Annotated in this window: 14 protein-coding genes; 6 read left to right on the forward strand and 8 right to left on the reverse strand. The window is 62.0% G+C overall.

Annotated features, from left to right (window positions below; translation table 11 throughout):
- Window positions 1–34: 34 nt before the first annotated feature.
- Window positions 35–658 (forward strand): trimeric intracellular cation channel family protein, encoded by a 624-nt coding sequence (locus tag ACZ1HH_RS12115; protein WP_011539889.1) that lies wholly within the window; start codon window positions 35–37, stop codon window positions 656–658.
- 53 nt (window positions 659–711) lie between these two features.
- Here ACZ1HH_RS12115 and ACZ1HH_RS12120 read toward each other — a convergent pair whose 3' ends face one another.
- From ACZ1HH_RS12120 to def (ACZ1HH_RS12145), 6 genes are all read right to left on the reverse strand, one after another.
- Complete coding sequence (locus tag ACZ1HH_RS12120; RefSeq protein WP_011539890.1) at window positions 712–948, reverse strand: GlsB/YeaQ/YmgE family stress response membrane protein; 237 nt, start codon at window positions 946–948, stop codon at window positions 712–714.
- A gap of 81 nt (window positions 949–1,029) precedes the next feature.
- Window positions 1,030–1,266 carry a hypothetical protein gene (locus ACZ1HH_RS12125; RefSeq protein WP_011539891.1) on the reverse strand — a complete coding sequence of 79 codons (237 nt, stop codon included), beginning with the start codon at window positions 1,264–1,266 and terminating at the stop codon, window positions 1,030–1,032.
- Window positions 1,263–2,189: a methionyl-tRNA formyltransferase gene (gene fmt, locus ACZ1HH_RS12130; RefSeq protein WP_011539892.1), complete on the reverse strand. Its 927-nt coding sequence runs from the start codon at window positions 2,187–2,189 to the stop codon at window positions 1,263–1,265. Before fmt ends, ACZ1HH_RS12125 begins: the two co-directional genes overlap by 4 nt.
- A 156-nt stretch (window positions 2,190–2,345) precedes the next feature.
- Window positions 2,346–2,843 carry a peptide deformylase gene (def, locus tag ACZ1HH_RS12135; protein WP_472636742.1) on the reverse strand — a complete coding sequence of 166 codons (498 nt, stop codon included), beginning with the start codon at window positions 2,841–2,843 and terminating at the stop codon, window positions 2,346–2,348.
- The gene (gene def / locus ACZ1HH_RS12140; protein WP_472636743.1) at window positions 2,840–3,349 is read right to left on the reverse strand and encodes a peptide deformylase; all 510 of its coding nucleotides are present in this window, start codon (window positions 3,347–3,349) and stop codon (window positions 2,840–2,842) included. The genes def (ACZ1HH_RS12135) and def (ACZ1HH_RS12140) overlap by 4 nt, the downstream gene beginning before the upstream one ends.
- Window positions 3,346–3,870, reverse strand: a complete 525-nt coding sequence (gene def, locus ACZ1HH_RS12145) for a peptide deformylase (RefSeq protein WP_472636744.1) — start codon at window positions 3,868–3,870, stop codon at window positions 3,346–3,348. Before def (ACZ1HH_RS12145) ends, def (ACZ1HH_RS12140) begins: the two co-directional genes overlap by 4 nt.
- 158 nt (window positions 3,871–4,028) lie before the next feature.
- Between def (ACZ1HH_RS12145) and ACZ1HH_RS12150 the strand changes: the two genes are divergently transcribed.
- Window positions 4,029–5,201: a MalY/PatB family protein gene (locus tag ACZ1HH_RS12150; protein ID WP_472636745.1), complete on the forward strand. Its 1,173-nt coding sequence runs from the start codon at window positions 4,029–4,031 to the stop codon at window positions 5,199–5,201.
- A 112-nt stretch (window positions 5,202–5,313) separates the two neighbouring features.
- On the opposite strand, the gene ACZ1HH_RS12155 is transcribed toward ACZ1HH_RS12150, so the two are convergent.
- Window positions 5,314–5,682 carry a hypothetical protein gene (locus ACZ1HH_RS12155; protein WP_011539897.1) on the reverse strand — a complete coding sequence of 123 codons (369 nt, stop codon included), beginning with the start codon at window positions 5,680–5,682 and terminating at the stop codon, window positions 5,314–5,316.
- Between the two features lie 240 nt (window positions 5,683–5,922).
- On the opposite strand from ACZ1HH_RS12155, the gene ACZ1HH_RS12160 reads away from it, so the two are divergent.
- The 4 genes from ACZ1HH_RS12160 (at window position 5,923) to ACZ1HH_RS12175 (ending at window position 10,133) form a co-directional block, all read left to right on the forward strand.
- Complete coding sequence (locus tag ACZ1HH_RS12160; protein ID WP_416369132.1) at window positions 5,923–6,897, forward strand: glutathione S-transferase family protein; 975 nt, start codon at window positions 5,923–5,925, stop codon at window positions 6,895–6,897.
- Window positions 6,898–6,990: 93 nt separating this feature from the next.
- The gene (gene cobD, locus ACZ1HH_RS12165) at window positions 6,991–7,986 is read left to right on the forward strand and encodes a threonine-phosphate decarboxylase CobD (RefSeq protein WP_472636746.1); all 996 of its coding nucleotides are present in this window, start codon (window positions 6,991–6,993) and stop codon (window positions 7,984–7,986) included.
- Window positions 7,983–8,894 carry an adenosylcobinamide-phosphate synthase CbiB gene (gene cbiB, locus ACZ1HH_RS12170; protein ID WP_472636747.1) on the forward strand — a complete coding sequence of 304 codons (912 nt, stop codon included), beginning with the start codon at window positions 7,983–7,985 and terminating at the stop codon, window positions 8,892–8,894. The genes cobD and cbiB overlap by 4 nt, the downstream gene beginning before the upstream one ends.
- Before the next feature lie 42 nt (window positions 8,895–8,936).
- Window positions 8,937–10,133, forward strand: a complete 1,197-nt coding sequence (locus tag ACZ1HH_RS12175) for a lytic murein transglycosylase (protein ID WP_472636748.1) — start codon at window positions 8,937–8,939, stop codon at window positions 10,131–10,133.
- Between the two features lie 60 nt (window positions 10,134–10,193).
- On the opposite strand, the gene ACZ1HH_RS12180 is transcribed toward ACZ1HH_RS12175, so the two are convergent.
- Window positions 10,194–13,649 carry a chromosome segregation SMC family protein gene (locus ACZ1HH_RS12180; RefSeq protein WP_472636749.1) on the reverse strand — a complete coding sequence of 1,152 codons (3,456 nt, stop codon included), beginning with the start codon at window positions 13,647–13,649 and terminating at the stop codon, window positions 10,194–10,196.
- Window positions 13,650–13,658 lie beyond the last annotated feature (9 nt).

Here is a 13,658-nt window from a genome sequence, read left to right on the forward strand (position 1 = left end):
GGATCGGGGCAACTCTAAGCGACGAGACCAGCGCATGACCATTCTGACCCTTCTCGATTACGCCTCGGTCATCGTGTTTGCTGCCTCTGGCGCTATGGTCGCAAGCCGCGCTCAGCTTGATATTGTTGGCTTTGCCTTTATCGCCTGCCTTACGGCAGTGGGGGGTGGCACCGTGCGCGATCTGCTTTTGGACCGCCACCCGATCTTTTGGGTGGGCGATCCGATGCCTATCCTGCTTGCATCCGGTGTTGCCGTCCTGGTGTTCTTCACTGCGCACCTTGTCGAGAGCCGCCTGCGCTGGGTGATCTGGCTCGATACCTTTGCGCTGGCCATCGCTGTCCCTGCCGGAACCGGTGCGGCGCTGGAGCTGGGGTATGGCCCGGTCATCATCGTCTTGATGGGCATGGCAACGGGCAGTCTCGGCGGCTTGATGCGGGACGTAGTGTGCAACGAGGTGCCTTTGGTCCTGAAACAGGGCGAGCTCTATATTTCCTGCGCCATGGCGGGCGCAAGCACCGCCGCAATCCTGGTCTGGCTGGGTCTGCCGTCAGGAACCGCCCTGCTCGCCTGCGCCGGCACCACATGGGTAACCCGCGCGGGGTCACTGGCCTTTGGCTGGCACCTCCCGGTCTACAAGCCGCGCCCGCCGCGCCAGTAGAATCTCCGCGCACCATTCAAGGGAACTTTTGCCTGATCGCAGGCCGCCTGTGGCTATCGGTTCTGAAGTTTTTGCCACAAGAAAATCAAGGCGACCGCCCCCAAGATGGCCCCAACAAGCCCCGCAAAGAGCCCCATCACAGCAAGGAGTGTACGAAGAACCAGCCCGCCGATCAGCGCGCCAGCGATGCCAATAACAATCGTCGTAATGAGATCTGCCTCAATCCGCATGAGACGCGTGGCAATGAAACCTGCGGCTGCGCCCACGATGATCAAAAAGACAACCGACATCCTGTCTCACTTTCTGCCCCAAGAGAGCCTTTGGTTTTGGCCTGTGCAGCTGCGCGTGTCGCAACCCTTTGCGGCCATAGGCTATCGCCGCCAGTGGAACGGCACAATGATGAGTGCGCCGATAGAGGAGACCACCGCGTTCCACCCCGGGGCGTTGAAACCGATGCCGAACATCAGGCGCAAAAAGAAAAACAGGAACGCACCGCCAACGCAGATGATGATCGATTGGATCACACCATTTTGCGTGAAACCGCTCCGCTCTGCAGCGTAGCCGATGATCCCGGCGATCACCACCGTGCCAAACAGAGCCAGCATCATTCGGCGTCCTGCGCGGTCAGCAGATTTGTGCCCTTGGCGAGCGTGAAGCCGCGCAGGAAGACCTCGCGGTCCTGCGCAGCTTTGCCAGCGCGTTGCAGCCGCAAGAGCTCCACTGCGCCGCTGCCACATGCCACGGTCAGCTTGTCATCAAGCACTGTGCCCACTGCGCCCGTGCCCTCGGCAAGACGCGAGGCGAGCACCTTCAGGCGCTGGCCGTCGACCTCAAACCACGCGCCCGGAAACGGGGACAGGCCGCGAATCTTGCGGTCGACCTCCTCTGCCGCGACGCTCCAGTCGATCTGGGCCTCGGCCTTGTCGATTTTGCTGGCGTAGGTCACACCCGCCTCGGGCTGCGGCTCGGCCTTCAGATCCGGTAGCGTGGCCAGCGCGTCCACAATCATCCGCGCGCCCATGAGCGAGAGACGATCATGAAGCGCCGCTGTGGTTTCCTCGCCCCCGATCTCGGTCTCCTTGCGCAGCAGCACCGGGCCAGTATCAAGCCCTGCTTCCATCTGCATGATGCAAATGCCGGTGTGGGTGTCCCCGGCCATGATCGCACGATGGATCGGCGCAGCGCCGCGCCAGCGCGGCAGCAGGCTGGCATGGATGTTGAGGCATCCCGCGCGCGGAGCGTCCAGAACCGCCTGCGGCAGGATCAGCCCATAGGCAACCACCACGGCAACATCGGCGTTGAGCGCGGCAAAGGCTTGTTGTTCCTCGCTCCCCTTGAGCGAGACCGGATGGCGCACCTCGAGCCCAAGAGCCTCGGCCCTCGCGTGGACCGGGGTTGGACGGTCTTTTTTGCCGCGTCCTGCGGGGCGCGGGGGTTGGCAGTAGACGGCCGCAATCTCGTGCCCGGCCTCGACAAGAGCATCCAGTACCGGCACCGAAAACTCCGGCGTTCCCATAAAGATAACCCGCATATCGCTGTCCTTGTGCCGCAATCCGTTCCTGCGCAGACTTAGCGCAGGATGGACGCCACGACCAGAGCGGACGCGCTTGCGCGCCACAGGATATGCCTGCCCCTCAACGGGTCAGGCGGTGCTTCCGGCGGAGGGATTTGGGAAAAGATGAAGTCCTCAGCGCGCGAGCTTACGGGCCTTTTTGACCAGCATGTCGCGTTTGACCTTGGACAGATGGTCGAAATACATCTTGCCGTTCAGATGGTCGATCTGGTGTTGCACCGACGTGGCCTCGATGCCAACAAAATCGCGCCGATCGATGACCCCATCCTCGTTGAGGAAGCGCACAGTCACCGCACGGGGGCGTTTGATCTTGGCCGAGACACCGGGGAGGTTCGGGCTTGCCTCTTCGTGTTCACGCAGCTCGATTGAGGCGTGCAGGATTTCCGGATTGGCCAGCCGCACGGCCCGTCCACGCTCGCTGGAGCCGTCCACGACGGCGAGGCGCAGCATCACCCCGATCTGAGGAGCTGCGAGCCCAACACCGGGCATGGCTTCCATCGTATCGATCATGTCGGCCCAGATGGCACGGATCTCATCGGTGATCTCGGTCACCTCTGCAGCCTTGGTGCGCAGTCGTTTATCGGGCCAGGGCAAGCAAGTGCGGGTCGTCATGCGGTCGCCTCGTTTTGAGAGAGATACTGCGCCTCAAGAAGTCGGCGTTCCTCGGAGGAAAAGTGATCGAATGTAACGCGTCCATCAAGGTGGTCATATTCATGCTGGATACAGCGGGCCGCGAAGCCATCAAAAGTCTGTTCCTGCTCAGCACGATCAGCGTCCTGCCAGCGTATGCGGATCTTTGTGGGGCGGGTGATCCGCGTGGAAAGTCCCGGGATTGAAAGACAGGCCTCCTCGGCCGGTGCGATGTCGTCGCTGCGCCACAGGACTTCGGGGTTTATCATCACCACCGGGTTGCGCGGGCCCTCTTTCCAATCGACGTCCATCACGAACACCCGCTTCAGCACCCCCACCTGAGGCGCTGCAAGGCCGCGCCCTGGTGCGGCATACATGGTCTCCAACATGTCGTCGATCAGCGTGCCGAGGTCTTCGGCCGCCCCCACCGGAGCACAGGCTGTCGACAGGCGCGGATCGGGCCATTGGACGATAGGCAACAGGCTCATGCGGTGCCGCGCGCGCGTTCGCGTTTGAGCTTTTGCATCTTGCGGGTGATCATCTGGCGCTTGAGCGGCTTCAGGTAATCGATGAAAAGTTTACCGTCGAGGTGGTCGATTTCATGCTGAACGCAGGTGGCCCAGAGGCCGTCGAATGTCTCGGTCTGCAGGTTGCCGTCCCGATCCATCCATTCGACATCCACCACTTTGGGGCGGGTCACTTCGGCATATTGCTCAGGAATGGAGAGGCAGCCTTCCTCGTAGACGTTGGTTTCATCCGAGAACGCAATGACCCGCGGATTGAACATCACCAGCGGGCGGGCGTCACCCTCGCCTTCCTTGACGCAGTCCATGACGATCAGCCGATCCAGAACGCCGATTTGCGGCGCAGCAAGACCGATGCCGGGCGCGGCATACATGGTTTCCAGCATGTCGTCGGCAAGCGCGCGCAAGTCGTCGGAAAGGTCCGGCACATCGGTGGCGATCTTCTTCAGACGCGGGTCGGGGTGGATCAGGATCGAGCGTTTCATGGGCAAAGGCTTTAGGCCAATCCCCGCAGGGCCGCAACGCTTCTTCGCGGCGCAGCCTACGGGAGTGGCCGAGCGTGTTTGTACCAGCACATTGGCGGGGCTTTGCAGCGCTCGCACAATCCCCTAGCTTCTGGCGCAATCACCACGGAGACAGATTTATGGATTTTGACAAGATCATCGACCGCCGCGGCACCCATTGCGCCAAATGGGACATGATGGAGCCTCTCTATGGCGTCACGCCCGAGGATGGGTTGGCGATGTGGGTTGCAGATACGGATTTTCCAGTCCCGGAAGCTGTCTCAGCCAAGATGCGCGAAATGGCCGATCACGGCATCTATGGTTATGTGAACTGCGAGGCGCAGTACAAGAGCGCGATTCAGTGGTGGATGGAAAGCCGCCACGGATGGAGCGTGGATGCAGATGCGATCTTTACCACCACGGGTCTCGTGAACGGTGTCGGCATGTGCCTTGACACCTTCACCCAGCCCGGGGACGGCATCGTGCTGTTCACCCCGGTCTATCACGCTTTTGCCAAGGTGATCCGTCTTGCGGGACGTGAGGTGGTCGAATGCCCGATGGTGCAGGAAGACGGCGCCTACAAGATGGATTTCGACGCCTACGATGCGCAGATGACCGGCAAGGAAAAGATGGTCATCCTGTGTTCGCCGCACAACCCCGGTGGCCGCGTCTGGACACAAGACGAGCTCTCGCAAGTTGCCGCCTTCTGCAAGCGCCATGACCTGATGCTGATTTCGGACGAAATCCACCACGACCTGGTCTTTGGGGGGCGCAAGCATCTCCCCATGGCGGTGGCCGCACCTGAAATCAGCGAGCGCCTGATCATGCTGACAGCCCCCTCCAAGACCTTCAACTTTGCCGGGCTGCACACGGGGCAGGTCATCATCCCTGATGAGACGCTGCGCGAGCAGTTCCGTCGCCGCATGATGGCCATCTATCTGCAGGGCAATACGGCAGGGGAATTTGCAACCATCGCCGCCTACTCCCCGGATGGCGCGGCCTATGTCGAAGAGCTGGTGCCCTATATCGAGGCCAACAAGCGCCTGTTTGACGAAGCAGTGAATGCAATCCCAGGCCTACAATCGATGGAGCTGCAATCCACATATCTGGCGTGGGTCGATTTCTCCGGTACAGGCATGGAGCGCGAGGAGTTCACCCGCCGCGTTGAACAGGGTGCACGGATCGCGGCCAACCACGGCACCACATTTGGCACCGGCGGTGAGAGCTTCTTGCGGTTCAACCTCGGCACACAGCGTGCACGGGTCGAAGAAGCCTGCGAGCGGCTGGCAAAGGCGTTCTCTGACTTGCAGTGAAACGCACATAAAGAAGGCGCGCGACGGAAAAACTGTCGCGCGCAACTTTGGGATGGTCGCGATATTCTGTGCGCGGCTTAGGGCCAATGACGCGGCTGATGCGACGATGCCCTCAGTTGTCGCCGATATGCTGCTCGTGTCCCAAAAGACCCATCGGCGCATCCGGAGCGCGATAAAAATCAAGTGGCGCGCTGTCAGCGGCAGCGGTTGCGCGCTTGAACTCATAGCGCATTTCGCCTGCTTCGGCGTCTGCGGCAACGATCAGGCACTGCGACAGGTGCCGCGTTCCTTCGTAGAGGTCGACCAGACCACGCAGCTGAGGGATTGCGCCTTCTTCAACGGCGAACCCGCGGTCCCACAAGCGCAACACCGGATAGATTTCCTCACCCACATGAACCCGCAGTCGGTTCTTCTTTTTCATGCCCTGAATACGCGCCTTATCAAGCGCCTCTTGAACAGATTTTGGAACATAGGTGGTCATGGTCTCTACCTCCGACATGCGCGGGCCGATTTCTAGGGTGGCGTCAAATTGACTAAAATCAAGTGAAGAGACCGATCATTTCCTTTCACATTCACAACTGTGGTGTTCGCGCCGCGTCCAGACCATAGCGCCCTGCGGCGGACCTGTGCATCGGCGCAGGGAAACTGCGCAGCAGTGGAGGTGGCCCGAAAGCGCCGCAGCGCCTAATTCATAAGCAGGCGAATATGGAAGGACTGAACGATGGGACTGCTGGTAGACGGCAAATGGGAAGATGTCTGGTATGACACCAAGTCACACGGTGGCGCATTCAAACGCTCCGAGGCACAGTTTCGCAACTGGCTGACCGCAGACGGGAGCCCCGGTCCTGATGGCCAGACCGGCTTTAAAGCCGAAAGCGGCCGCTATCATCTCTATGTGTCCTACGCCTGCCCCTGGGCGCATCGCACACTAATCTTTCGCAAGCTCAAAGGGCTGGAAGACCACATCAGCGTCTCGGTCGTGCATCCGGACATGCTCGACAAAGGCTGGGAATTCAAAACCGACGCGGACGGCGCCACCGGTGATGCGCTCTTTGGCTTTGACTATATGCACCAGATCTACACCAAGGCTGATCCGTCCTACTCGGGTCGGGTCACGGTGCCGGTCCTCTGGGACAAGCAGGCAAACACCATTGTCTCGAACGAGAGCGCCGAGATCATCCGCATGTTCAACTCCGCCTTTGACGAGATCACAGGCAATACGCTCGATTTCTGGCCCGAAGAGCTGCGCGAGCCGATCGAGACCGTGAACAAGCGTATTTATGACACCGTAAATAATGGCGTCTACAAATCTGGCTTTGCCACCTCGCAAGAGGCCTATGACGCCGCTGTGGTGCCACTCTTTGACAGCCTCGACTGGCTCGAAGACATCCTGAGCCAGCATCGCTACCTGATGGGCGAGCACCTGACCGAAGCCGACTGGCGTCTGTTCACGACGCTCGTGCGCTTTGATCCGGTTTATCACCTGCATTTCAAATGCAACCGCCGCCGGATCATCGACTATCCGAACCTCTGGGCCTACACCCGCGAGCTCTATCAGATGCCCGGCGTGGCAGAGACCGTGGTGATGCCGCATATCGTGCGCCATTATCACTACAGCCATGACACCATTAACCCCAACCGCATTCTGCCGATCAATCCGGTGCTCGATTGGGAGGCCCCGCACGGACGCGGCTGAACATCGACGCTGGAAAGTGGCGCTGCGCTTGCTTTATCACGGGTGCAAAGGCATATCGTGCCAAGACCCTGACGTGACAAAGGCCGCCTCGCCATGGCAGAACGCTCTTCCTTTGCGGCAACGCAAGACCCGGCGCAGGCCTCGGCCTCCGGTTCCCCCCGCGATCATGGCGGCAATCTCGCCGCCGCGATCGCACAGTATGGCGGCAGCCGCGAAGACTGGATTGATCTCTCCACAGGGATCAACCCTGCACCCTACCCTCTGCCGCCATTGCTGGCCGAAGACTGGACCGCTCTGCCCGATCAAGATGCCCAGCAGGCTCTGACGGATGCAGCGCGCCGGTTCTGGCAGGTACCCGACAGCGCAGAGATCCTTGCCGCCCCCGGCGCTTCGGCGCTGATTGCTCGGCTCCCTGTCCTGCGCCCGGCACGCAGCGTGCAAATCACGACGCCCACCTACAACGAACACGCCGCTGCATTTGACAATTTTGGCTGGCAGGTGCTTGAGGTGGGTCCAACGGACGCGCAAGTTGTGGTTCACCCCAACAATCCCGACGGCCGCCTGTGGCTGCCCGAGGAACTCAAGGCACCTTTCTGCATCATTGACGAGAGTTTCTGTGACATCTGCCCGGAGCGGAGTCTGATCAACCGCGCAGCACAGCCGGGCACCGTGGTCCTCAAGAGCTTTGGCAAGTTCTGGGGGCTCGCGGGGCTGCGGCTCGGGTTTGCCATCGGCGATCCGGAGCTCATCGCCGGACTGCGCGCAGCCATGGGGCCGTGGGCGGTGTCCGGCCCGGCGCTGCGCGTGGGAACGCACGCTCTGAACGATCAGAACTGGGCCGAGGCCACCCGCCTTGAGCTTGCGGATGGAGCCTCGCGCCTCGACCAGCTGATGCAGCACGCCGGCGCACAGACCGTAGGCGGCACCGATCTCTTCCGGCTTTATGACGTTGAAGATGCCCGCGCCTGGCAGGAGCGCCTCGCGCGTGCGCACATCTGGAGCCGCATCTTTCCCTATTCAACCCGTTTCCTGCGCCTTGGCCTGCCTCCCGCAGACCGCTGGAGCCAACTGGAGACCGCCCTCACATGAGCACCGCCGCCCTGTTGATCCCCGCCATGATCCTCGACGCCGCATTTGGCGAGCCCAAATGGCTCTGGTCGCGACTGCCGCATCCCGCTGTGCTGATGGGCAAGCTGGTGCAAGCGCTGGATGACCGGCTGAACGAAGGTGAAGGGCGCCAGGTCAAAGGTGTTATCGCGGTCGCGGTGCTGGTATTCGTCGGTTTGCTCCTCGGCTGGATCCTGTCCTGGTTTGGCAGCCTCGTAAGCGTTCTGATCGCCGCCATCCTGATCGCTCAACGGTCTCTTATTGACCATGTGCGCGCAGTCGCCACCGGGCTTCAGAATGACCTCGACGCGGGGCGCTCTGCGGTCGCGATGATCGTCAGCCGCGACACCGCAACTATGACCGGCCCGCAGATCGCGCGCTCCGCCATCGAGAGCGGTGCGGAGAATTTCTCCGACGGGGTTATCGCGCCTGCATTCTGGTTTCTGGTCGCGGGCCTGCCGGGGCTGCTGATCTACAAGCTCATCAACACCGCAGACAGCATGATTGGCTATCGGATCGAGGCGTACGAGGACTTCGGCTGGGCAGCGGCGCGGCTCGACGATGTGCTCAACATCCTGCCCGCGCGCCTCAGCGCACTCCTGATCGCGCTTGTGACCGGCCGCGCAGGTGATTGGGGCGAGATCAGCGCGGATGCACGCAAACATCGCTCTCCCAATGCAGGCTGGCCCGAGGCCGCGATGGCGCGCGCACTTGGTGTCGCTCTGGCCGGGCCTCGCTCTTATGATGGCGAAATGCGTCCTTTTGCCTGGGTAAACGCGAGCGGATCAAAAAGCGCCAGCGCTCATAGCATCACCCGCTGCTGTGAGGTGCTTTGGAAATCCTGGGGGCTCACGCTGGTTCTGGTGGTTGCATTGGGTCTGCTCTTCTAGCTAACGTAGCCGCGACATCATCCGATCAAAGGACCTTCGGCCATGCGCGTGCTGCCCAGCCCCAACGCGGTCTTGCACCGTATCGCCCTCATCACCCTCCTGAGCGCGCCCAGCCTCGCCGTGGCGCAATGTGGCGGAAATTTTCAAAACTTTGTCCGCGGTCTCAAGGACGAAGCGGTCTCTGCGGGCTATGCAATCAACACCGTCAACGGGTTTTTCAACGGTGTATCTCAGGACCAAAAGGTGCTGCGTGCAGATCGCTCACAAGGTGTATTCCAGAAGCCATTCATTGAATTTTCGCGCCGCCTTATTTCTCAGGATCGCCTCAATCGCGGTCGTCGCAAGGGCGAGGAATTCGACAAGATCTTCGAGCGGATCGAAACCACCTATGGCATCAATCGCGGTGTTCTGCTGGCGTTCTGGGCGTTTGAGACCGATTACGGCGCCTTTCAGGGAGATTTCAACACGCGCAACGCGCTGGTGACCCTGGCCCATGACTGCCGCCGCCCCGAGCTCTTTCGCCCACAGATTTTCTCGGCGCTGGAGCTATACCGCAAAGGCGATTTCGACCCTGAGCGCACCACAGGGGCCTGGGCCGGTGAGATCGGCATGGTTCAGATGCTGCCCGGCGACATCCTGGAACACGGGGTCGACGCGGATGGCGACGGCCATGTGACGCTTAAGACCTCTGCCGCCGATGCGCTGATGTCGGCCGCTCGCATGCTCTCGCATCTGGGTTGGCGCGCCAATGAGCCATGGCTGCAGGAGGTTGAAATCCCGGCGGGCATGGATGTCTCTGCCTCAGGCCCGGCCTATAAGAAATCCGTCGCCGAATGGAGCGCGATGGGCGTGGCCCCCCGGAGTGGGGGACTTGCGATGACAGAGGCACAGGCTTCCTTGCTCCTGCCGCAGGGCCACAATGGCCCCGCGTTTCTCGCCTACCCCAATTTTGACATTTATTTCGAATGGAATCAAAGCTTTACCTACGTACTGACAGCCGCGTATTTCGCCACCCGGCTTGAGGGCGCACAGGTGTATGACGCCGGAAATCCCGATCAGGGACTGTCGGGTGATCAGATGAAAGAGCTGCAACGTCGCTTGCAAGCGCGCGGGCATGACGTCGGCGACGTGGACGGCATCCTCGGCGCCAACACCCGGCTTGCGGTTCAAAAGGAGCAGTTGCGTCTCGGCATGCCCGCGGATGCATGGCCCACGCCAGCCCTCCTGAACGCGCTTTGACCGCTGCGACTGCTTGATTGGACGGTAGCGTGGTGGCGTTGAGACGGGCTTGGGCCCGCCTCAGGCCACCATTGCCTCGGCTTTCTTCAGATCAACAGAGACCAGCTGGCTGACGCCTTTTTCCTGCATGGTCACGCCAAACAACCGGTCCATCCGCGCCATCGTCACCGCATGGTGGGTGATGATCAGGAACCGCGTGTCTGTCTGGCGGCACATCTCGTCCAGAAGGTCGCAGAAACGAGTGACATTGGCGTCATCGAGGGGCGCATCCACCTCGTCGAGCACACAGATCGGCGCCGGGTTGGACAGGAACACCGCAAAGATCAGCGCCATCGCCGTCAGGGTCTGCTCGCCCCCCGACAAGAGCGAAAGCGTCGAGAGCTTCTTGCCCGGCGGCTGACACATGATCTCAAGGCCCGCATCCAATGGGTCGTCGCTCTCGACCATCAAGAGGTTCGCCTCACCACCGCCAAAGAGGTGGGTAAACAGCATCGCAAACGAGCTGCTCACTTGTTCAAACGCCGTGAGCAGGCGTTCACGTCCTTCCCGGTTCAGCGACGCAATACCCGAACGCAGGGTTTTTACAGCCTCTTCGAGATCCTGTTTTTCCGTCACCAGCGCGTCATGCTCGCTTTGAACCTCGCGCGCATCCTCTTCGGCGCGCAGGTTCACCGCCCCCAGCGCATCGCGCTGGCGTTTGTGGCGGGCGACTTCGACCTCCAGCGTCTCGGCGTCGGGCATGTCCTCGGGCGCCACCTGGAGCTGCTCCAACAGCTCGGCAGGCTGCAGATGCATAACTTCGTCGATGCGTTCGGCAGTGGCGTCCACGGTTTCGCGGGCAGCCTCACTGCGGGCCTCGGAGCGGGCGCGGGCCTCGCGGGCCTCTGACGCAAGGCGCTCGGATTCGCGTTCGTGATGCACCGCTTCGCGCAGGACTGCCTCCGCCGCCACAAGGGCATCGGTGGCTTCGGCTTTGCGCGCCTCCGCATCTGAGATCTGCTCGTTCAACTCCTCACGGGTCTCAGCAATCTCGCCGGGCACCGCCATTGCATCCTCGAGCTCCTCCTGGCTGGTCTCGCGGCGCTCTTCGAGCTCCGCAATCCGCTTGCCCGCAGATTCCAGTCGCAGGCGCCAGCCGGAGAGCTCCTTGGCGACAGTCTGCGCGCGTTTGGTGCGGGCCTCGCCTTCGCGGCGCAGCTCGTCGAGTGCCGAGCGATGCGTCAACATGGTGATCCGGGCGGCCTCAACCCGGTGCTTGATGTCTTCGACCTTGGCGCGGGCCTCGGCAAGATCCTCAAGCGCCGTCTGCGCGTTTTCCGCCTCTTTCAATTGCAGCGAGGCCGTCAGCGCATCTTCTTCGTGACGCGCCACCGCGATACCGAAATTCTCAAGCTTGCCTTCTGCGAGGTTCCTCTCAGCCTCCGCCCGGCTTAGGGCGCGGGCGCTGTCGGCAACGCGTTGGTCAGCCACACGACGGGCCTGCCGTGCGGCCTGATCAGCGCGGGTCACTTCTTCGAGCTTGCGCACCAAGGCCTCATGCGCGGCCTGCGCCCCTTCTGCGCGAGCGGTGGCGTGAGCCATGTCCTGCTTCAGCGCCTCCAGGCGGTTCATCTGTTCGAGCCGCATCGCCGCCGCCGAGGGCGCATCCTCGGCCCAGGAGCGGAACCCATCCCAGCGCCACAGATCACCCTCAAGCGTCACCAGACGCTGGCCGGGTTGCAAGAGCGGTTGCAGGCGTGCGGCTTCATCCGCGTCCACCACGCCGATCTGTGCAATCCGCCGCCAGAGCGCATCCGGGCCGTCGACATATTTGCCGAGCGGCTCAACACCATCGGGCAGTGGGGCATCGCGTTCATAGGACGGCAGTGTCAGCCAGCCCGTCGGGCCATCCTGATCGGCCAGCGGGGCGCGCAGATCATCCGCAAGCGCCGCGCCGAGCGCCTTCTCGTAGCCGGGCGTCACACGCAGATCATCCATGACCTGACCACCCTCAGCGGTGTCGCGCTCAACCAATTTTGCGAGCGCGGTGACTTCGGCGCGCAGCGCGCCCAACTCGCCCTCGGCCTCGGATCTCTTGGCGCGCGCTTCGGTCTCATGCGCCTGTGTCTCGGTGCGCAGCTCATCCGCCTCGGCAAGCGCCTCTTCCGCCATTTCGGCGGCTTCGCGCGCCTCTTCCTCGGCCTCGACGGCGGCCTCATATGCCGCTTCGGAGGCCGCGAGGGCTTCTTGTGCTGCACTTTGGGCGCTGCGCGATTTCGCCCCTTCGCCTTGTGCGCGCTCCAAGGTGCGGCGGCAATCTTCGACGAGGCGTTGCGCCGACTGATGGCGCGCCGCAAGCCGGGCGACATCCTCTGTCACCTGCGAGAGATGTTCTTCGCCATTGTGCAGGATCGACGTCGACTCTTGCGCAATTTCAGCCGCCTCGGCCATGCGGTCGTCATGCCCCTCGCCCGCCTTGGCCAATTCTCGTTTTTCCCACTCAAGACGGTCGATGGTCTCGCCTGCATCACGGTTCAGGCCTGACTCGCGTTCGATGTCCTTGCCGAGCTGCAGGATACGGTTGTTGAGATGCTCGATGTTCTGCCGCGCCTGCGCGTCCTGATCCCAAAGCGCGTCGCGTTGCACCATGAGGCGCTGCAACACCGCGGCGGCAATCGCCTCCTCCTCGCGTAGGGGAGGCAGGCCTTCTTCGGCCTCGGCACGTTTCTCGGCAGCCAGACGCGCCAATCCTTCGGCTTTGGCGGCCTGGGTCACGCGGGTGCGCAGCTCCTCTTCGGCCAAAAGCCGGGCTTCATCCGCTTCGCGCCAGCGGCGATAGAGCAGCATACCCTCAGCCAGCCGCAGTTTCTCGCCGATCTCACGGTAACGCTGCGCCTGTTTTGCTTGTCGGCTCAACTGGCCCAACTGGGTTGCCAACTGCTCGATCACGTCATCGACCCGCAGGAGGTTTTGCTCGGTGTTCTTGAGCTTCAGCTCCGCCTCATGTCGGCGTTGATAGAGACCAGAGATCCCCGCCGCCTCTTCCAGCACCCGGCGGCGTGCCTTGGGTTTGGCGTTGATCAGTTCCGAAATCTGCCCCTGCCGCACCAATGCAGGTGAATGCGCCCCGGTTGAAGCATCGGCAAAGAGCATCTGCACATCCCGCGCCCGCACGTCCTTTGCATTGGCCTTGTAGGCAGAGCCCACGTCGCGGGTGATCCGACGCACGATGTCGAGCTGATCGGAGTCGTTAAAGCCCGAAGGCGCAAGCCGCTCGGAGTTGTCGATCTGCAGGCTCACCTCGGCGAAGTTGCGCGCAGGTCGCGTGGCGGTCCCGGCAAAAATCACGTCTTCCATGCCGCCGCCACGCATCGCCTTGGCGCGGGTCTCCCCCATCACCCAGCGCAGCGCTTCCAAGAGGTTCGACTTCCCACAGCCATTTGGCCCCACAACGCCCGTCAGACCATCTGCGATGATCAGGTCGGTAGGGTCCACAAAGCTTTTGAAGCCATTGAGCCTGAGTTTGGAAAAGCGCAAACCTGCCCC

Source organism: Epibacterium sp. HA2-3 (assembly GCF_055693725.2).